The 18,913-nt window shown below is 73.3% G+C and carries 13 protein-coding genes; 10 read left to right on the forward strand and 3 right to left on the reverse strand.

Going from position 1 to position 18,913, the window contains the following annotated elements; translation table 11 throughout:
- Positions 1-43 precede the first annotated feature (43 nt).
- Positions 44-1,168 (reverse strand): trypsin-like serine peptidase, encoded by a 1,125-nt coding sequence (locus tag ACIO5E_RS35495; RefSeq protein WP_400676020.1) that lies wholly within the window; start codon positions 1,166-1,168, stop codon positions 44-46.
- Between the two features lie 69 nt (positions 1,169-1,237).
- A complete protein-coding gene (locus ACIO5E_RS35500) occupies positions 1,238-2,419 on the reverse strand; it encodes a trypsin-like serine peptidase (protein ID WP_400676021.1) in 1,182 nt (393 codons plus the stop codon).
- A 283-nt stretch (positions 2,420-2,702) separates the two neighbouring features.
- Between ACIO5E_RS35500 and ACIO5E_RS35505 the strand changes: the two genes are divergently transcribed.
- From ACIO5E_RS35505 to ACIO5E_RS35525, 5 genes are read left to right on the forward strand one after another with little or no spacing between them, the layout of a single operon-like run.
- A complete protein-coding gene (locus ACIO5E_RS35505; RefSeq protein WP_400676130.1) occupies positions 2,703-4,553 on the forward strand; it encodes an IucA/IucC family protein in 1,851 nt (616 codons plus the stop codon).
- Positions 4,550-5,119 (forward strand): GNAT family N-acetyltransferase, encoded by a 570-nt coding sequence (locus ACIO5E_RS35510; protein ID WP_400676023.1) that lies wholly within the window; start codon positions 4,550-4,552, stop codon positions 5,117-5,119. Before ACIO5E_RS35505 ends, ACIO5E_RS35510 begins: the two co-directional genes overlap by 4 nt.
- Positions 5,120-5,128: 9 nt before the next feature.
- Positions 5,129-6,586, forward strand: a complete 1,458-nt coding sequence (locus ACIO5E_RS35515) for a lysine N(6)-hydroxylase/L-ornithine N(5)-oxygenase family protein (RefSeq protein WP_400676025.1) — start codon at positions 5,129-5,131, stop codon at positions 6,584-6,586.
- Positions 6,564-8,387 (forward strand): IucA/IucC family protein, encoded by a 1,824-nt coding sequence (locus tag ACIO5E_RS35520; RefSeq protein ID WP_400676027.1) that lies wholly within the window; start codon positions 6,564-6,566, stop codon positions 8,385-8,387. Before ACIO5E_RS35515 ends, ACIO5E_RS35520 begins: the two co-directional genes overlap by 23 nt.
- A 12-nt stretch (positions 8,388-8,399) precedes the next feature.
- Positions 8,400-10,535 carry an ATP-dependent DNA helicase gene (locus tag ACIO5E_RS35525; protein WP_400676029.1) on the forward strand — a complete coding sequence of 712 codons (2,136 nt, stop codon included), beginning with the start codon at positions 8,400-8,402 and terminating at the stop codon, positions 10,533-10,535.
- A gap of 94 nt (positions 10,536-10,629) precedes the next feature.
- On the opposite strand, the gene lexA is transcribed toward ACIO5E_RS35525, so the two are convergent.
- Positions 10,630-11,292, reverse strand: a complete 663-nt coding sequence (gene lexA, locus ACIO5E_RS35530) for a transcriptional repressor LexA (RefSeq protein WP_224281048.1) — start codon at positions 11,290-11,292, stop codon at positions 10,630-10,632.
- A 562-nt stretch (positions 11,293-11,854) separates the two neighbouring features.
- Between lexA and nrdR the strand changes: the two genes are divergently transcribed.
- The 5 genes from nrdR (at position 11,855) to ACIO5E_RS35555 (ending at position 18,898) form a co-directional block, all read left to right on the forward strand.
- Complete coding sequence (gene nrdR, locus ACIO5E_RS35535) at positions 11,855-12,352, forward strand: transcriptional regulator NrdR (protein ID WP_280685042.1); 498 nt, start codon at positions 11,855-11,857, stop codon at positions 12,350-12,352.
- A gap of 207 nt (positions 12,353-12,559) precedes the next feature.
- Entirely contained in the window at positions 12,560-15,445 is a 2,886-nt protein-coding gene (locus ACIO5E_RS35540; protein WP_280685041.1) for a vitamin B12-dependent ribonucleotide reductase, read from the forward strand.
- Between the two features lie 176 nt (positions 15,446-15,621).
- Positions 15,622-16,389 carry an SDR family oxidoreductase gene (locus ACIO5E_RS35545; protein ID WP_400676032.1) on the forward strand — a complete coding sequence of 256 codons (768 nt, stop codon included), beginning with the start codon at positions 15,622-15,624 and terminating at the stop codon, positions 16,387-16,389.
- Between the two features lie 278 nt (positions 16,390-16,667).
- Entirely contained in the window at positions 16,668-18,449 is a 1,782-nt protein-coding gene (locus ACIO5E_RS35550; RefSeq protein WP_400676034.1) for a sensor histidine kinase, read from the forward strand.
- The gene (locus ACIO5E_RS35555; protein WP_280685038.1) at positions 18,446-18,898 is read left to right on the forward strand and encodes a roadblock/LC7 domain-containing protein; all 453 of its coding nucleotides are present in this window, start codon (positions 18,446-18,448) and stop codon (positions 18,896-18,898) included. The genes ACIO5E_RS35550 and ACIO5E_RS35555 overlap by 4 nt, the downstream gene beginning before the upstream one ends.
- Positions 18,899-18,913 lie beyond the last annotated feature (15 nt).

Genomic DNA, 18,913 nt, shown 5'->3' on the forward strand with positions numbered 1-18,913 from the left:
GGGGCCCCTCGCGGGTGCGGCTGTGGGTCTTCGCGGGCCGGGGCTACTTCACGTTCTTGGCGAAGTAGTCGAAGGCCTGCTTCGCCTGGTCCTGCAGCGAGGGGCCGGCCAGGTGCGCGGACGGGTTGCGGTTGCCGATCGCGGTGACGCTGATCAGGTTGGGCTTGCCGTCCTTGGTGATGAACCAGCCGCCGCCGCTGGAGCCGCCGGTCATGCTGCAGCCGAGCACGTACATCGGCGGGCGGGTCCGGTCGAAGGAGATCCTGGCCGGCGGGACCGGGGAGTCGCAGCGGTCGAGCTCCAGGCCGTCGAACGGCCGCTCGGCCGGGTATCCGTAGGAGGCGGCCGAGGTGATCTGGTCGCGCGGGGCGTTGAACCAGACCGGCACCGATCCACCCACCGCCTCCTCCAGCGAGGTGCCGGAGTCGCCCTCGCCGCGCACCCGGATGATCCCGTAGTCGTACTGGTGGTGGGCGCCGACGCCGCTCTCCTTGAGCCAGGTCGGCGACACCAGCGCACGCACCGCCGTCCACCGGCCGTACGGGGCGGCCTGCTGCTCGGTGAACGGCCGGCCGCGGACCGCCTGGCCGTCCCGGTTGAAGCCGGGTACGAAGACGATGTTCTTCAGCCAGTTGCCGCCCTTGCCGTCGTGCAGGCAGTGCGCGGCGGTGTAGACGAGGTTGCTGCGGCCCGGGTTGACCGGGTCGGATACCACCGTGCCGGAACAGGCCGCGTCGCCCTGGGGCGTGGTGACGAAGAGTCGGCCGACCACGGCGCCGGCCGGGCCGTACGGGTGCGGCTGCGGGGTGGCCGCGACGGCGGCCGGCGGGGTGGCCGGCCGGTCGTCGCCCGGCGCGGCGGTGAGCGGGTACTCCGGGGTGGGCCGGCCCTTGGCGGCCGCCATCCGGGCGGTCGACCAGAAGCCCGGGGCCACCTCGTTGGCGAAGCCGCTGTCGGCGACGAACCGGCCCCAGTCCTCCAGCTTCCAGCCCGCCAGGTCGCCCAGGCTGGTGGGGGCCGACCTGGGGAGGGTCGGCGGCGGGGCGGCCGCGGCGGCGCCGGAGTCGTCCGGCCCGCAGGCGGTCGCGGCGAGGGCGAGCACGACGAGCACCGCGGCGCCGACCGGTGCGGGTCGGCGCCGCGGTGCGCGGCCGGTGTGCTTCGGCATGGTGCATCGTCCCCCGGGGGCGGCCTCCGCCGCCCGTACGGCTAGGGCTTTGTCTGACAGGTCTCAGGGCTACGGCTTCTTGGAGATCCAGTCCAGCGCCTGCTTGGCGACCTCCTCCAGGTACGGGCCGCTCAGCGAGGTGTGGTCCTGGGTGCCGATGGAGGTGTTGCTGACCAGGGCGGTCTTCCCGTCCGGCATGGTGGCGAACCAGCCGCCGCCGCTGGCGCCCTGGGTCATGGTGCAGCCGATGGTGAGCATCGACGGGCGCTTCGGGTCGAACGACAGCCGGGTCGGCCTGCCGCCCTCGCACTTGTACAACTCCTGGCCGTCGAACGGCTTGGAGAGCGGGTAGCCGACCGCCGCGACGGACACCTTGTCGCGCGGCGCGTCGAACCAGACCGGGACGGCCGAACCGACCGTCTCCTCCAGCGACTTGCCGGTGTCGTTCTGGTTGTGCACCCGCATGACGGCGAAGTCGTACTGGTTCGCGGCGTCACCGCTGCCGCCGCCCTCGACCATCCACTGCGGCGAGGTGGTGACCAGGTCGGCCCACCAGGTGCCCAGCGGGGCCAGTTCGGACAGCGGGGCCTTCTTGCCACCGCTGGAGGCACCCGAGTTGTTGTAGGCGGGCACGAAGACCAGGTCCTTGTAGAAGTCGCCGCCCTTGCCCGAGTGCACGCAGTGGCCCGCCGTCCAGACCAGGTTGCTCTTGCCCGGGTGCTGCGGGTCGGTGATCACCGTCGCGGAGCAGTTGCCCCGGCCGCCCTGGGCACTGAAGAACACCTTCCCGGACGGCTGCTTGGTGTACGGGCGGGGCACCGGCACCGCCTTGACCGCCGGCGGATCGGGGTCGGTCACGCCGTCGTCGGTGGCCGGTTTGGCGGTGGGCGGGGCCGGCTCGGCGGGCTTGGAATCGCCCATCTTGTCCGGGTTCCAGAAGTCCTTCACCACGGGGTTGTTGAAGACGTGCTTGGACGCCCAGGAGTCCCAGTCCTCGAACTTCCACTTCTTCAGGTCGTCCCAGCTCTTCGGCAGGCCCTCCAGCAGGCTGGTCGGGATGCCCGACGGGAGGGTGATCCCGCCGATCACGCCGCCGCTGCCCGCGGCGGTGCTGGTCGGGTTCGCGGAGGCGGGCGGCGGCGCGGCGGTGCCGCCACCGCCCGCCGGGCCGTCCGGCCCGCAGGCGCTCGCCGCGAGCAGCGTCCCCGTGACGAGGGCGACGGCCATGGCTGACCGGTGGATCGATGGCATCTGTGCGCTTCCCCCTGGGCTCGATCGGGTTGTCGTGCGGCGGCTCGCCGCTGTGGAGTCTTCCACCGGTCACCAGGACGGCGACGGCCGCCCCCCGGGTTCCGGCCCTGACCGGAGGTCACCGATCCGTGACGTGGCCGCAGTCGGCTCGTCGGCCCAGCAGGACGGTCCGCCCCGGTGGAGGACAATCCCCGATCTTCACCTGGACGAGTGAGCCGACCTTGTGATCACCCGTCGGGGATAGGTAACCCTTACCTGACGCGATGGTGCGAGCGCCCGCCGAATCCCCTCCACCACCCGTGCGCGTCCGCACCCCCACGCGCCCCAAGGAGCAGCCTTGAGCACCGCCCTCACCGGAGCCCCGCCCGACCCGCTGCTGCACGCGGACCGGTCGGCCGAGCCCGACCCGCTGCTGCACCCGGACCCCGCCGTCGCCGCCGAACAGGCCGCGCTGGAAGCCCTGCTGCGCTGCTGGACGCGCGAGACCGGCGCCCGTCCCGGCCCCGACGGCCGGCTGCGGATCGCCGTCCTCGGCGGCGCCGCCCGGCTCTCCGCCCCCGTCCGCTACTGGTCGCCCGCCGGCTGGCACCGGTTCGGCCCCGCCGTCCTCTCGGCCGGCGAGGGCACCGCCGACGCCCCCGTGGACGCCGTCACCACGGCCGCGCTGCTCGCCGCCGCGGCCGCCGACCGCCCCGACCCCGGGCAGGTCGCCGACCTCGCCGCCCGGGTCGCCGACTCGGTCGTCCGCACCGCCGACATCCTCGCCCACCGCCGCACCGCCGCCCCCTCCGGCGGCCCGGAGCGCTCGCACTTCCTCGCCGCCGAGCAGTCCCTGCTGCTCGGCCACCCGCTGCACCCCACCCCGAAGAGCCGCGACGGCCTCGGCCCGGCCCAGAGCGCCGCCTACTCGCCCGAACTGCACGGCTCCTTCCAACTCCACTGGTACGCGGTGCACCGTGACCTGCTCGCCGCCGGCTCCGCCCTCACCGAGAGCGCCGACCGGATCACCGCCGGCCTGCTCGGCGGCCACGCGGCCCTGCCGCCCGGCACCGCCGCCCTGCCCCTGCACCCCTGGCAGGCCCGCGAACTCGCCCACCGCCCGGCCGTCGCCGCCCTGCTCGCCGACGGGCTGCTGCACGACCTCGGCCCGGCCGGCGAACCCTGGCACCCCACCTCCTCGGTGCGCACCGTCTACCGGCCCGGCACCCCGTGGATGCTCAAGCTCTCGCTCGGCCTGCGGATCACCAACTCCCGCCGGGAGAACCTGCGCAAGGAACTCCACCGCGGCCTGGAGGTGCACCGGTTGCTGGAGAGCGGCCTGGCCGCCGAGTGGCGGGCCGCCCACCCCGGCTTCGACATCGTGCGCGACCCGGCCTGGATCGGCGTCGACCACCCCGGCCTCGGCGACCCGGGGGGCCTGGACACCGTGCTGCGCGCCCAGCCCTTCGCCCCCGCCGACCGCGCGCTGTGCGTCGCCGGGTTCGTCGCCGAACAGCCGCTCGGCACCGGCGACGCCGTCCCGTCCCGGCTCGGCGACACCCTGCGGGCGCTCGCCGCGCGCTGCGGCCGCCCGCTCCGGACCGTCGCCGCCGAATGGTTCCTGCGCTACCTGGACGCCGTCGTGCTGCCCGTCCTGTGGCTGGACGGCCGGGCCGGCATCGCCCTGGAGGCCCACCAGCAGAACAGCCTCGTCCTGCTCGACGCCGACGGCTGGCCCAGCGGTGGCCGCTACCGCGACAACCAGGGCTACTACTACCGGGAGGGCGCCGCCGACCGGCTCACCGCGCGGCTGCCCGGGCTCGGCGCGCACAGCGACACCTTCCTGCCGGACGAGGTGATCGACCACCACTTCGCGTACTACCTCGGCATCAACCACGTCCTCGGCCTGGTCGGCGCCTTCGGCAGCCAGGGGCTCGCCGACGAGGCCGTCCTGCTGGCCGGGCTGCGCCGGTTCCTGGCCGGCCCGCGGGCCGCCGCCACCGGCTCGGCGCTGCCCGCGCTGCTGCTCGACGCGCCCACCCTGCCCTGCAAGGCCAACCTGCTCACCCGGATCAACGGCCTGGACGAACTGGTCGGCCCGGTCGCCACCCAGTCCGTCTACGTGGACATCCCCAACCCGCTGGCGGGCGCATGAGCATGCTCGACGACCTGCCGGGGTGGGGCGCGATCCCCACCCCGGTCGGCGAGTTCCGGCTCCGCCCGGTCCGGCTGCCCGCCGACCTGGACCTGCTCGCCGGGTGGATGAACGACCCCGAGATCGCCGCGTTCTGGGAGCTCGCCGGTCCGCCCGACGTCACCGAACGGCACCTCCGGGCCCAACTGGACGGCGACGGCCGCAGCGTGCCCTGCCTCGGCCTGCTCGACGGGGCCCCGATGAGCTACTGGGAGGTCTACCGCGCCGACCTCGACCCGCTCGCCCGGCACTACCCGGCCCGCCCGCACGACACCGGCGTCCACCTGCTGCTCGGCCCCGCCGAGAGCCGCGGCCGGGGCCTCGGTGCCGTCCTGCTGGCCGCCCTCGCCGAGCGGATCCTGCGGCGACGCCCGTGCTGCGAGCGGGTCGTCGCCGAACCGGACGTCCGCAACCGGCGCTCCGTCCGGGCCTTCGAACGGGCCGGATTCCGGTCGGACGCCGAACTCGACCTGCCCGACAAGCGCGCCGCCCTGATGATCCGCGCCCGGCTCCCCCTCCCCGCCTAGGACACCCTCGTGGACACCCCCGCACCCCAGCCGCCGTACGACCTGCTCGGCGTCGGCATCGGCCCCTTCAACCTCTCGCTCGCCGCGCTCGCCGACCCCGTCCCCGGCCTGCGCACGCTCTTCTGCGACCAGCGTCCGGAGTTCCGCTGGCACCCCGGCATGCTGGTGGACGGGGCCCGGATGCAGGTGCCGTTCCTGGCCGACCTGGTCTCCCTCGTCGACCCGACCAACCCGTGGTCCTTCCTCAACTACCTGCGCGAGCAGGACCGGCTCTTCCCGTTCTACTTCGCCGAGCGCTTCCACCTGCCCCGCCGCGAGTACGACCACTACTGCCGCTGGGCCGCCGAACGGCTCGACAGCTGCCGCTTCGGCACCGAGGTCACCGCCCTGCACTGGGTCGCCGGCCCGGGAGGGGGCGGCCTGTTCCGGGCCGAGCTGACCGACACCGCGACCGGGCGCCGGACCGAGGTGCACGCCCGCAACCTCGCCCTCGGCGTCGGCACCCGGCCCGTCCTGCCCGAGGCCTTCACCGCCCTCGACGGCCACCCGCACGCCTTCCACTCCGCCGACTACCTGGACCGCCGCGACGACCTCGCCGGCGCCCGCGACATCACCGTGATCGGCAGCGGGCAGTCCGGTGCCGAGGTCTTCCTCGACCTGCTCCGGCGCCACGAGGGCGACGGCGTCCGGCTGCGCTGGCTCACCCGGACCAGGGCGCTCGCACCCATGGAGTACTCCAAGCTCGGCCTGGAGCACTTCACCCCCGACTACACCCGCTACTTCCACAGCCTGCCCGAACCCGTCCGGGACGCCCTGGTCAGCGCCCAGTGGCAGCTGCACAAGGCCGCCAGCGCCGAGACCCTCGCCGAGATCCACGACCACCTCTACGAGCGCACCATCGGCGCCCCGATCGACACCGCCCCGGTCGAGATCACCCCCGGCACCGCCGTCACCGAGGCCCGTCCCGGCCCCTGCGGCGGCCTCGAACTGCGCTGCCGGCACGCCGACTCCGGCTCCGAACGCCTCCTGCGCACCGACGCCGTGGTGCTCGCCACCGGCTACCGGGCCGCCCGCCCGGCCGCGCTCGAACCGCTGGCCCGGCTGATCGACTGGGACCGGGACGGGCGCTACCGGGTCGACCTCGACCACCGGGTCGCCACCCGGCCCGAACTCACCGGCGGCCTCTACGTCCAGAACGCCGAACTGCACACCCACGGCGTCGGCACCCCCGACCTGGGCCTCGGCGCCCACCGGGCCGCCGTGATCCTCAACGCCGTCACCGGCCGGACCGTCCAGCGGCTACCCACCCGCACCGCCTGGACCGGCTTCGCGCCGCCCGGGGCCGTCCCCGTCGTCGGGCGCACGCCCGCCGCCGAGCGTCCCCCCACGGAGCACGCCCCCACCGAGAGCACCCCCGTCGTCCCCCGCCCCCAGGAGCTGACCCGTGCCGCAACCGCCGGCCGCTGAACCGCCGTTGTACCTGCCCCCGCACCTGACCGCCGGGCACTGGCGGCGGGCCGGCCGAGCCCTGCTGGCCAAGATGCTCGGCGAGTTCGCCTACGAGGAACTGCTCACCCCCGTCCGCGGTGCCGCCGACGGCGAGTACCTGCTCTGGCTGCCCGAGGCCGAATACCGCTTCACCGCCCGCCGCGGCGCCTACGGAAGCTGGCAGGTCGACCCGGCGTCGGTCCGCTGCTCCGACCCGGACGGCCTCGACCCGCTGCGCTTCCTCCCGCACGCCCGGCACGCCCTCGGACTGCGCGGCGAGACCACCGGCCACCTGATCCGCGAACTCACCGCCACCCTGACCGCCGACGCGCACCAGCTCGCCACCGCGCTCACCGCCGCCGAACTCGCCGACCTCGACCACCCCGCCCTGGAGGGCCGCCAGAACGGCCACCCCTGGATCGTCCCCAACAAGGGCCGGATCGGCTTCTCCGCCGCCGACGCCGCCCGCTGGACCCCGGAGGCCCGCACCCCGCGCCCGCTGCCCTGGATCGCCGTCCACCGCCGGCTCGCCGAGTACCGCGGCGTACCCGGCCTGGAGCGGCCCGAGCAGCTGTACGCCCGCGAACTCGACGACCCGGACGCGCTGCGCGCCGCCCTCGGCCCGGCCGCCGACGACTACCTGCTGCTGCCCGTCCACCCCTGGCAGTGGGACGAGACGGTCGTCCCGCTGTTCGCGCCCTGGATCGCCTCCGGCGAGATCGTCCCGCTGCCCTCCGACGGCGACCCACGGCTGCCCCAGCAGTCCATCCGCTCCTTCTTCAACACCGCCCACCCCGAGCGCTGCACCGTCAAACTGCCGCTGTCCATCCTCAACACCCTGGTCTGGCGCGGCCTGCCCACCGAACGCACCCTCGCCGCGCCCGCCGTCACCGCCTGGATCCACGGCCTGCGCGACGCCGACCCGTACCTGCGCGAGGAGTGTCGGGTGATCCTGCTCGGCGAGATCGCCTCCGTCACCGTCGACCACCCGCTCTACCGCGAGCTGCCCGAGGCGCCGTACCAGTACAAGGAACTCCTCGGCGCGATCTGGCGCGAACCGCTCGGCCCCTTCCTGACCGGCGGCGAACGCGCCCGCACGCTGGCCGCCCTGCTGCAGACCGGCTCCGACGGCCGGGCCCTCGCCGCCGAACTGATCGCCCGCTCCGGCCTCACCGCCGCCGCGTGGACCGGCCGGCTGTTCGGCGCCATGCTGCCGCCGCTGCTGCACTTCCTCTACCGGTACGGGCTGGTCTTCTCCCCGCACGGCGAGAACGCCATCGTCGTCTTCGACGAGCACGACGTCCCCGCCCGGCTCGCGGTCAAGGACTTCGTCGACGACGTCAACCTCAGCGACCAGGACCTGCCCGAACTGCGCGGCCTGCCCGCCGAGGTCGACGACGTGCTGCTGCGGGACGGCCCGCAGGAGCTCTGCCAGTTCATCCACTCCGGGCTGTTCATCGGCGTCTTCCGCTTCCTCGCCCCGCTGCTGGAGGCGCAGACCGGGCTGCCCGAGGCCGAGTTCTGGGCCCTGCTGCGCGCCGAGGTCCGCCGTTACCAGGACCGCTTCCCCGGGCTGCGCGAGCGCTTCGAGCTGTTCGACCTGTTCCGGCCCCGGATCGACCGGCTCTGCCTCAACCGCAACCGGCTGCTGCTCGACGGCTACCAGGACCGCCCGCACCGCCCGCACGCCGCCCGGTACGGGACCGTCCCGAACGCCCTGGTGACCCTGGAGGCGGATCTTCCCGGGCGACGGAGCCGGATTGTCACCCCTGCCCCGTAGGCTGGGAGGGTCATGACGAACGACTCCGAATCCCAGCTCCCCGGCGCGACCGAGCTCCCAGGCGAGGATGGCGACGCCGCCGTCGACGTCGAGGAAGCCACCGCCGTCCCGCGCTCGCGCATTCCCGACCTGCTGCACGCCGCGGTGGCGGCCGTCGGCGGCGTCGAGCGGCCCGGCCAGGTCCGGATGGCCGAGGCCGTCGCCGACGCCGTCGACAACGCCGAGCACCTGCTCGTCCAGGCCGGCACCGGCACCGGAAAGTCCCTCGCCTACCTGGTGCCGGCGGTCGCCCACGGGGACCGCGTGGTGGTCGCCACCGCCACTCTGGCGCTGCAACGCCAGCTGGTCGAACGGGACTTGCCGCGCACCGTCGAGGCGCTGCACCCGGTGCTCCGCCGCCGCCCGCTGTTCGCGATGCTCAAGGGCCGCTCCAACTACCTGTGCCTGCACCGGGCCAACGAGGGCACCCCGAGCGACGAGGGCGAGGGCCTGTTCGACGCGGCCGAGGCGCTCGGCGGGCCCGCCAGCAAGCTCGGGCAGGACGTGCTGCGGCTGCGCGAGTGGGCCGAGGAGACCGACACCGGGGACCGGGACGACCTCAGCCCCGGCGTCTCCGACAAGGCCTGGGCCCAGCTGGCGGTCACCTCCAAGGAGTGCCTGGGCGCCACCCGCTGCGCGTACGGGCAGGAGTGCTTCGCGGAGAAGGCCCGGGAGCGGGCCAAGCTGGCGGACGTCGTGGTCACCAACCACGCGATGCTCGCGATCGACGCGATCGAGGGCGCGCCGGTGCTGCCCGAGCACGGGCTGCTGATCGTCGACGAGGCGCACGAACTGGTCAACCGGGTCACCGGCGCGGCCACCGCCGAGCTGACCGTCGGCGCGGTCAACCGGGCGGTCAAGCGCGCCGCCCGGCTCGCCAACGAGAAGGCCGTGGACGCCCTGCAGGCCGCCGCCGAGAACTACCACGGCCTGATGGAGACCGCCCAGCCCGGCCGGGTCGAGGAGCTGCCCGAGTATCTGGCGTACGCGGTCACCGCGATCCGGGACGCCGCGCGCCAGGTGATCAGCTCCCTCGGCGAGACCCGCGACAAGGGCCTCAGCGACGAGGACGCCGTCCGCAAGCAGGCGATGGCCTCCGCCGAGTCGCTGCACGAGACCGCCGAGCGGCTGCTGGAGGACTCCGAGTACGACGTGGTCTGGATCGAGCGCAGCGACCGCTTCGGGATGGGTACGGCCTCGCTGCGGGTCGCCCCGCTCAGCGTCTCCGGGCTGCTGCGCGAGGGCCTGTACAAGGAGCGCTCGGTGGTGCTCACCTCGGCCACCCTCAAGCTCGGCGGGGACTTCAACGGCGTCGCCGCCTCGGTCGGCCTGCCCTCGGAGGCCCGGCTGCCGGACGAGCGCACCCCCGGGGACAACCCGGAACCGGGCTTCGGCGAGGACGCGGTGCCGCACTGGCGGGGGATCGACGTCGGCTCGCCGTTCAAGTACCCCAAGCAGGGCATCCTGTACGTCGCCCGGCACCTCGCCGATCCCGGACGCGATCCGGAACGGCCCGACATGCTGGACGAGTTGGCCGAGCTGATCGGCGCGGCCGGCGGGCGCACGCTGGGCCTGTTCTCCTCGATGCGTGGCGCCCAGACCGCCGCCGAGGCGCTGCGGGAGCGGCTGGACAACCGGATCCTGCTCCAGGGGGAGGACACCCTGGGCGAGTTGATCCGCGAGTTCGCCTCGGACGCGTCCACCTGCCTGTTCGGCACGCTCTCGCTCTGGCAGGGCGTGGACGTGCCCGGCTCGGCCTGCCAGCTGGTCGTGATGGACCGCATCCCGTTCCCCCGACCGGACGACCCGCTGATGAGTGCCCGCCAGAAGGACGTCGAACAGCGCGGCGGGAACGGCTTCATGGCCGTCGCGGCGACGCACGCGGCGCTGCTGATGGCGCAGGGCGCGGGCCGGCTGGTGCGCGCGGCGGACGACCGGGGCGTGGTCGCGGTGCTGGACCCGCGGGTGGAGACCAAGCGGTACGGGAGCTTCTTCCGGTCCTCGATGCCGGAGTTCTGGTACACCACGGACCGCAACCAGGTGCGCCGCTCGCTGGCGGCGATCGACGCCTCGGCGCCGCCGGTCAGGCCGGTGGTGAAGCGGGGCTGAGCGGCGGGACTCGTCGGACGCGCCCTGGACGCCGGAGGGGCTCCCCGCAGCGGTGCGGTGGAGCCCCTTCTCCCGGTTCGTGCGCGCGGAGGCGTCAGAGGCGGCGCAGGACCGCGACGACCTTGCCCAGGATGGTCGCGTTGTCGCCGTTGATCGGCTCGTACGCGGGGTTGTGCGGCATCAGCCAGATCCGGCCGTCCTCGCGCTTGAGCCGCTTGACCGTCGCCTCGCCGTCGATCATCGCGGCCACGATGTCGCCGTTCTCGGCGACCGGCTGGCGGCGCACGGTGACCCAGTCGCCGTCGCAGATGGCCGCCTCGATCATCGAGTCGCCGCGCACGGTGAGCGCGAACAGCTCGCCCTCGCCGACCAGCTGGCGGGGCAGCGGGAAGACGTCCTCGACCGTCTGCTCGGCGAGGATCGGCCCGCCGGCCGCGATCCGGCCGACCAGCGGCACGTACGAGGTGGACGGCCGGCCGGCCGTCTCGGCGGTGTTCGGACGGGCCACCTCGACGCCGCGGACCTCGTAGGCGCGCGGGCGGTGCGGGTCGCGGCGCAGGAAGCCCTTGCGCTCCAGGGCCATCAGCTGGTGGGCGACCGAAGAGGTGCTGGACAGGCCGACGGCCTGGCCGATCTCGCGCATGGACGGCGGGTAGCCCCGGCGCTGGACGGAGTCCCGGATGACCTCGATCACCCGGCGCTGGCGCTCGGTGAGCCCGGCCTCGTCGGTGCGGATTCCGGGGGGGCGGCCGGGCATCGCGCGAGTGGGCGCCGGGTGGGCGTCGTCGAGCGCGGGGGAGTGTTCGATCGGCTGGTCCGGAACGCGGCTCGTGCTGGAAAGGGCCTGGCCGGAGAGTCGGTGGTCTTCGCTACGGTCCATGCTGATGTCCACGCTCTGCTGATTCGTGGTGCGCTGCCCCACCTTGAACTGGGAGTGTTCCTGCACCGGGATGGTGTTGCTTTCGATGGTGTTCACGGCGGCCCCTCTCGACGGCTGTCCTCTCCCCTTTTCCAGCCCAACGCCCCTCCTATCGAAAGGTTGCGCCAAACACACGTTCGAGTGAATTATTCGGGAGTTGGCTGACTCGATCAAGGCTTTGTTGTACATCGAGTAAATGTTCGACCTGATGTCGACCTCGGCAGTCTAATCGGCGCCGACACGCCAGGGGTGTCGCTTCCCCCGGAGGCCTACATCTAGTGGTTACAGTCCTCTCCGTGCCCAGTACTAGTGGTTACGGCGCATGATCAGCTTGCCGAGGCCGGGGTCGCATCGCATAGACTCAACCGGTCCGCACGTCCTGCCAGGGAGGGATCTCCAGGTGCACTGCCCCTTCTGCCGGCACTCCGACAGCCGCGTTGTCGACAGCCGGACCAACGAGGACGGCAGTTCCATCCGCCGCCGCCGGCAGTGCCCGGACTGCGGCCGCCGCTTCACCACCGTGGAGACGGCCGCGCTGATGGTCGTCAAGCGCAGCGGGGTCACCGAACCGTTCTCCCGGCAGAAGGTCATCTCCGGCGTCCGGAAGGCCTGTCAGGGCCGCCCGGTCACCGAGGACGCCCTCGCCCAGCTCGGCCAGCGGGTCGAGGAGTGCGTGCGCGCCACCGGCAACGCCGAGCTGACCACCCACGACGTCGGGCTGGCCATACTCGGCCCGCTCAAGGAACTCGACGTGGTCGCCTACCTGCGCTTCGCCAGCGTGTACCAGGCGTACGACGGACTGGAGGACTTCGAGGCCGCCATCGCGGAACTCCGCGCCCAGCGGCCCGACCCCGAGGCGGACGGCACCTGCGTGCCCGTCGCCGCCGCCGCGCCCTAGGAGGCGTCGGCAACCCGGCCCCGTTCCGAAGGGGCCTGCTGCACCGCATCGGCCCCGCGGGGCCCCGCGCGCCCGGAAACGGGGCGCAGAACACTACAAACCGTGCGTGAGCGGGCGATGTCTCCGCCTGCCCGCACACCGGAAGAACGAGCCAGCGGTGCCCGGACTTTTCAGGGCACTTCGGGCGTTTGCCCAGGAGGAGGAGAAGTGACAGACACCACGAGCGGTTCCGCACGAGGGTCGAAGTCCGACAAGGCCGCTGCCAAGGGCGCCGGCAAGGCACCCAAGGGTGGTCTGCGGATCGGGCGCATCTACACCACTCCTGGCGTGCACCCGTACGACGAGGTCCGCTGGGAGCGGCGTGACGTCGTCATGACCAACTGGCGTGACGGGTCGATCAACTTCGAGCAGCGCGGCGTCGAGTTCCCCGACTTCTGGTCGGTCAACGCCGTCAACATCGTCACGTCCAAGTACTTCCGCGGCGCCGTCGGCACCCCGCAGCGCGAGTGGAGCCTCAAGCAGATCATCGACCGCGTGGTGCTCACCTACCGCGCCGCCGGCGAGAAGCACGGCTACTTCGCCACCAAGGACGACGCCGAGGTCTTCGAGCACGAGCTGACCCACGCCCTCCTCCACCAGGTGTTCAGCTTCAACTCGCCGGTCTGGTTCAACGTCGGCACCAAGCAGCCCCAGCAGGTCAGCGCCTGCTTCATCCTGGCCGTCGACGACTCCATGGAGTCGATCCTCGACTGGTACAAGGAAGAGGGCATGATCTTCAAGGGCGGCTCCGGCGCCGGCCTCAACCTCTCCCGGATCCGCTCCTCGAAGGAGCTGCTGTCCTCCGGCGGCAACGCCTCCGGCCCGGTCTCCTTCATGCGCGGCGCCGACGCCTCCGCCGGCACCATCAAGTCCGGCGGCGCCACCCGCCGCGCGGCGAAGATGGTCGTGCTCGACGTCGACCACCCGGACGTCGAGGCCTTCATCGAGACCAAGGTGAAGGAGGAGGAGAAGATCCGCGCCCTGCGCGACGCCGGCTTCGACATGGACCTCGGCGGCGACGACATCACCTCCGTCCAGTACCAGAACGCCAACAACTCGGTCCGCGTCTCCGACGAATTCATGACCGCCGTCGAGAACGGCACCGAATTCGGCCTGCGCGCCCGGATGACCGGCGAGGTCATCGAGACCGTCGACGCCAAGAAGCTGTTCCGCAAGATGGCCGAGGCCGCCTGGGCCTGCGCCGACCCCGGGATCCAGTACGACTCCACGATCAACCACTGGCACACCTGCCCGGAGTCCGGCCGCATCAACGCGTCCAACCCCTGCTCCGAGTACATGCACCTGGACAACTCCAGCTGCAACCTCGCCTCGCTGAACCTGATGAAGTTCCTGCGCGACGACGACTCGTTCGACGCCGGGACCTTCGCCAAGGTCGTCGAGCTGGTCATCACCGCGATGGACATCTCCATCTGCTTCGCGGACTTCCCCACCGAGAAGATCGGCGAGACCACCCGCGCGTTCCGCCAGCTCGGCATCGGCTACGCCAACCTCGGCGCCCTGCTGATGGCCACCGGCCACGCCTACGACAGCGAGGGCGGCCGCGCCCTGGCCGGCGCCATCACCTCGCTGATGACCGGCACCGCCTACCGCCGCGGCGCCGAACTCGCCGGCGTCGTCGGCCCGTACGACGGCTACGCCCGCAACGCCGCCCCGCACCAGCGGGTCATGAAGCAGCACGCGGACGCCTCGGTCGCCGCCGTCTCGCTCGACGAGCTGGACGCCCCGGTCTGGGCCGCGGCCAACGACACCTGGCAGGACGTCCTGCGCATCGGCGCGCAGAACGGTTTCCGCAACGCCCAGGCCTCGGTGCTCGCCCCCACCGGCACCATCGGCCTGATGATGGACTGCGACACCACCGGCGTCGAGCCCGACCTCGCCCTGGTCAAGTTCAAGAAGCTCGTCGGTGGCGGCTCGATGCAGATCGTCAACGGCACCGTCCCGCGCGCCCTCAAGCGCCTCGGCTACCAGGACGAGCAGATCGAGGCGATCGTCGCCCACATCGCCGAGCACGGCAACGTGGTGGACGCCCCGGGCCTCAAGGCCGAGCACTACGAGGTGTTCGACTGCGCGATGGGCGAGCGCTCCATCTCGCCGATGGGCCACGTGCGGATGATGTCCGCGATCCAGCCGTGGATCTCCGGCGCCATCTCCAAGACCGTCAACATGCCGGCCTCCGCGACCGTCGAGGATGTCGAGGAGATCTACTTCGAGGCGTGGAAGATGGGCGTCAAGGCGCTCGCCATCTACCGCGAAAACTCGAAGGTCGGCCAGCCGCTCTCGGCGAAGAAGAAGGACTCCGAGACCAAGGCCGAGGAGGCCCCGGCCGCCGCGGTCGAGAAGGTCGTCGAGTACCGCCCGGTCCGCAAGCGCCTGCCCAAGGGCCGCCCGGGCATCACCACCTCCTTCACGGTCGGTGGCGCCGAGGGCTACATGACCGCCAACTCCTACCCGGACGACGGCCTCGGCGAGGTCTTCCTCAAGATGTCCAAGCAGGGCTCGACCCTCGCGGGCATGATGGACGCCTTCTCCATCGCCGTCTCGGTCGGCCTGCAGTACGGCGTGCCGCTGGAGACCTACGTCTCGAAGTTCACCAACATGCGCTTCGAGCCGGCCGGTCTGACCGACGACCCGGACGTGCGGATGGCGCAGTCGATCGTCGACTACATCTTCCGCCGCCTGGCGCTGGACTTCCTGCCGTTCGAGACCCGCTCGGCGCTCGGCATCCACTCCGTCGAGGAGCGCCAGCGTCACCTGGAGACGGGCTCCTACGAGCCGCTGGAGGCCGAGGAGCTCGACACCGAGTCGCTCGCCCAGTCCGCCCCGGTGGTCGCCGCGCCGGCTCCCGCCGCTGCAGCGCCCAAGGCCGCTCCCAAGGCGAGCCCGGCGCAGGCGCACAACTCCACGGAGCTGATCGAGATCCAGCTCGGCCTCAACGCCGACGCCCCGCTCTGCTTCTCCTGCGGCACCAAGATGCGCCGCGCCGGCAGCTGCTACCTCTGCGAGGGCTGCGGCTCCACCAGCGGCTGCAGCTGACCGCCGGTACTGACCCCACGCGGGTGAGCCACCGCTGAGGCGGGGCGAGGACTTCAGGTCCTCGCCCCGCCTCTTCTCGTTTCCTCCTCCCGTTGCCTGGGGGGCGGTCGATGTCACGGATGGGGGCGGTGGGTGGTCGGTAGGGGGTGACGGGGTTCGAGTGGAGGAGTGGTGTGGTGGCGGGGACGGTGCTGGTGACCGGGGCGACGGGGACGTTGGGGCGGGAGGTGGTGCGGCTGCTGGTCGCGCGGGGGGTGGCGGTGCGGGCGTTGAGCCGGCGGGCGCGAAGCGGGGGTGACGGGGTCGAGTGGGTGGTCGGGGACCTGGTGACCGGGGCGGGGATCGCCGGGGCGGTGGCCGGGGTCGAGGTGGTGGTGGACTGCGCGACCACGGTGGGGCGCAAGGACGTGGCCGCGGTCCGGACGCTGGCGGCGGAGGCCGGGAGGGCGGGGGTACGGCACCTGCTGTACGTCTCGATCGTGGGGATCGACCGGGTGCCGATCCCGTACTACCGGGCGAAGCTCGCCTGTGAGCGGGTGGTGCGGGAGTCGGGTCCGGGGTGGACGGTGCTGCGGGCGACGCAGTTCCACGAGCTGCTGCTGAGGGTCTTCGACGGGTCGGCGAGGCTGCCGGTGTTCCCGGTGCCGGGCGGGGTGCGGATCCAGCCGGTGGACGTGCGGGAGGTGGCGGCGCGGGTGGTGGAGCTGGTGGGGGAGAAGCCGGTCGGGTACGCGCCGGAGGTGGGCGGGCCTCGGGTGTGGTCGTACCGGGAGCTGGCCGAGGCGTACCTGCGGGCGGCGGGTCGGCGGCGGGTGCTGCTGCCGGTACGGGTGCCGGGGACGGTGGGCCGGGCGCTGCGGGCTGGCGGGAACCTCACGCCGGAGCGGGCGGTGGGCCGGGGGACCTTCGAAGAGGCGTTGGTGGAGCGGTTCGGCAGCCGCTGATGTCAACCAGGGGAGACATCAGCGGCGTGAACCGTCGGCCTCGACGGTGCGTCGGCCATGTCGCCAATCGGTGTGCGTGAGGTGAATGAAGGAGACTGGCCGTCAACTCGCCGCTTGAGGCCGATGTCTGAATCGATATGATCGGTCGAAAGCGTGAACCGATCGGCCGCCCGGAGACGTTACGCAACGTCGCCGGGCGGTCTCGTATGCGCCCGACCAGCTGTCGGCGTCTTCCCGCCGCCGGCCGCCGCCCGCCGACGTTGCCGAGGATCGCACCGATGAGAGAAGCCACCAGCCCCGACGGTCGGCCGCGCCGGCGGCCCGCGCCGCGCACCGCCGCCCTGACCGCGGTGGCCGTCCTGCTGGCGGCGGTCGCCGCCCCGGTGGGGATCGCCCGGGCGCTGGGTGCGCGCCAGCCGCTCACCGCCCTCGCGGTGGGCGCGGTCGCGGTGCTCTGGCTCATCGCGGTCGGCCTCGCGGCGGCCGGCGCCGAGCGCTCCCGCCGACTGGCCGAGGACCTGGACGCGCAGCACGAGGAGACGAGGGCCGCACTGGTCGTCGCCGGCGCCGCCCGGCAGGCCGAGACGGCCGCCGGGGACCGCGCCGGCGACGCGTACGCCGAGCGGGACGCCGCCCGGGCGGAGCAGGCCAGGGCGGAGGCGGACATCACGGCCGCGCACGCCGAACTGGCCCGGCTGCGGGCCGAGATCGAGACCGAGCGCGCCGGGTTCGAGGCCGAGCGGGCCCGGGCCGAGGCCGAACGCGCCGAACTGGACCGGCTCACCGAGGGCGTGCTGCCCGAGGTGGTGAAGAAGCTGCGGGGCGGCGCGGCCGTGGACAGCGCGCTGGCCGCCCACCGTGCGCACCCCCAGCGGGCGCTGCTGCGCGCCGTGGCCGAGGAGGTCGGCCGGGGCGAACGGCTGCGCGCCGCCGCGCTCGCGGTCTGCGCCACCGCCGCCGGGCGGGTGCAGGCACTGGCCACGAGCATGCACGCCGAGCTGCGCGAGATGCAGCACCGGCACGACGAGGAGGTCCTCGGTGACCTGCTGCGGCTGGACCACTCGACTGCCCAGGCGGGCCGGATGGCCGACGGCATCGCGGTGCTCACCGGGGCCCGCTCGGGCCGGCGCTGGGCCAAGCCGATCGCGGTGGAGTCGGTGCTGCGCGGTGCGCTCGGCCGGATCGGCGCCTACCAGCGGGTGCGGCTGCACAACGCCAGCACGGCCGCCGTCGCCGGGTTCGCCGCCGAGGGCGTGATGCACGCACTGGCCGAACTGCTGGACAACGCCACCAACTTCTCCGCCCCGCCGGCCGAGGTGCACGTCTACGTCGAGGAGGTGCCGGCCGGGCTGGTGATCACCGTCGAGGACAGCGGGCTGGGACTGAGTGACAGTTGGCTGCGCCGGGCCGAACGGGCCGTCTCCGCCGAGCCGTTGGACCTCACCATGCTGTCCGCCGGCACCCGGCTCGGGCTCGCGGTGGTCGGCGTGCTGGCGCGCAAGCACGGGCTGCAGATCTCCTTCCGGCCGTCGGCGCGCGGCGGTACGGGGGTGGTGATGCTGATCCCGCAGCAGCTGGTCACGCATCCCGCTCCGGCGTCCGAGCCGGCGCCCGTCCCGGCTCAGGCGCCCGTCGCGGAGTCGGTGCGCCCGGCGCTCATCCCCGCGCGCCCGGCCCCCGCACCCCTGCCGCCGGCACCGACCGCTGCGGGCGTTCGCGCGCCCGCCGTCGCCGTGCCCGCCGTTCCGGCGCCCCCCACAGCCGCCGCCCAGGCCACCCCGGTACCCGCTGTCGCCGGGCCAGCCCGGATTACCGAGAGCGGGCTGCCGCAGCGCCGCCGCGGCCAGACGCTGGCCGCCACCACGCCGACGGCAGCAGCCGCGAAGCCCGTACGCGCCGATGCGGTGGGCGCCGCCGCCCGGTTCGGCGCCTTCCGCAAGGCGGCCCTGTCGGCACCGGGCGACCAGCCCGCCGCGGTGGCGCCGACGACCACGGACACCGACACCGACACCGACCCCACGCCCGACGATTCCCCCGTCACCGAGAAGGACTCCCGATGAGCAGCGCCACCGACCGCGACCTCGACTGGCTGTTGGAAAACCTGCTGGCCGCAACCCCCGGCACCCGGCACGCCCTGGTTCTCTCCGCCGACGGCCTCAAGCTCTGCCACACCGCCGGGCTGAGTGCCGACCAGGCCGACCAACTGGCCGCGATCGCCTCCGGTCTGCAGAGCCTGGCGCACGGCGCCTCGATCGAGTTCGGCGACGGCAGCGGCGGCGTCCGGCAGTCGATGACCGAGTTCCACGGCGGCATCCTGTGCATCGTGGCGGCCGGCGAGGGCGCGCACCTGGCGGTGGTCACGGACGAGGAGGCGGACGTCGGCGTGGTCGGCCACAACATGCACGGCCTGATCGAGCAGATCGGCGTCCACCTCAGCGCGCCGGCCCGCGGCGACGCCGCGCCGCAGGAGGCGGAGTCGACCACACCGCAAGGGAGCACCCTGGCATGAGCGAGCGGACAGTCG

The organism is Kitasatospora sp. NPDC087314 (genome assembly GCF_044744365.1).
Classification (GTDB): Bacteria; Actinomycetota; Actinomycetes; order Streptomycetales; family Streptomycetaceae; genus Kitasatospora.

Excerpts from the sequence above, each read along its gene's own strand:
- ACIO5E_RS35495 (WP_400676020.1), bottom strand. The coding sequence starts at position 1,168 with ATGCCGAAGCACACCGGCCGCGCACCGCGGCGCCGACCCGCACCGGTC.
- ACIO5E_RS35500 (WP_400676021.1), bottom strand. The coding sequence starts at position 2,419 with ATGCCATCGATCCACCGGTCAGCCATGGCCGTCGCCCTCGTCACGGGG.
- ACIO5E_RS35510 (WP_400676023.1), top strand. The coding sequence starts at position 4,550 with ATGAGCATGCTCGACGACCTGCCGGGGTGGGGCGCGATCCCCACCCCG.
- ACIO5E_RS35525 (WP_400676029.1), top strand. The coding sequence starts at position 8,400 with ATGACGAACGACTCCGAATCCCAGCTCCCCGGCGCGACCGAGCTCCCA.
- lexA (WP_224281048.1), bottom strand. The coding sequence starts at position 11,292 with ATGCCCGGCCGCCCCCCCGGAATCCGCACCGACGAGGCCGGGCTCACC.
- ACIO5E_RS35550 (WP_400676034.1), top strand. The coding sequence starts at position 16,668 with ATGAGAGAAGCCACCAGCCCCGACGGTCGGCCGCGCCGGCGGCCCGCG.
- ACIO5E_RS35555 (WP_280685038.1), top strand. The coding sequence starts at position 18,446 with ATGAGCAGCGCCACCGACCGCGACCTCGACTGGCTGTTGGAAAACCTG.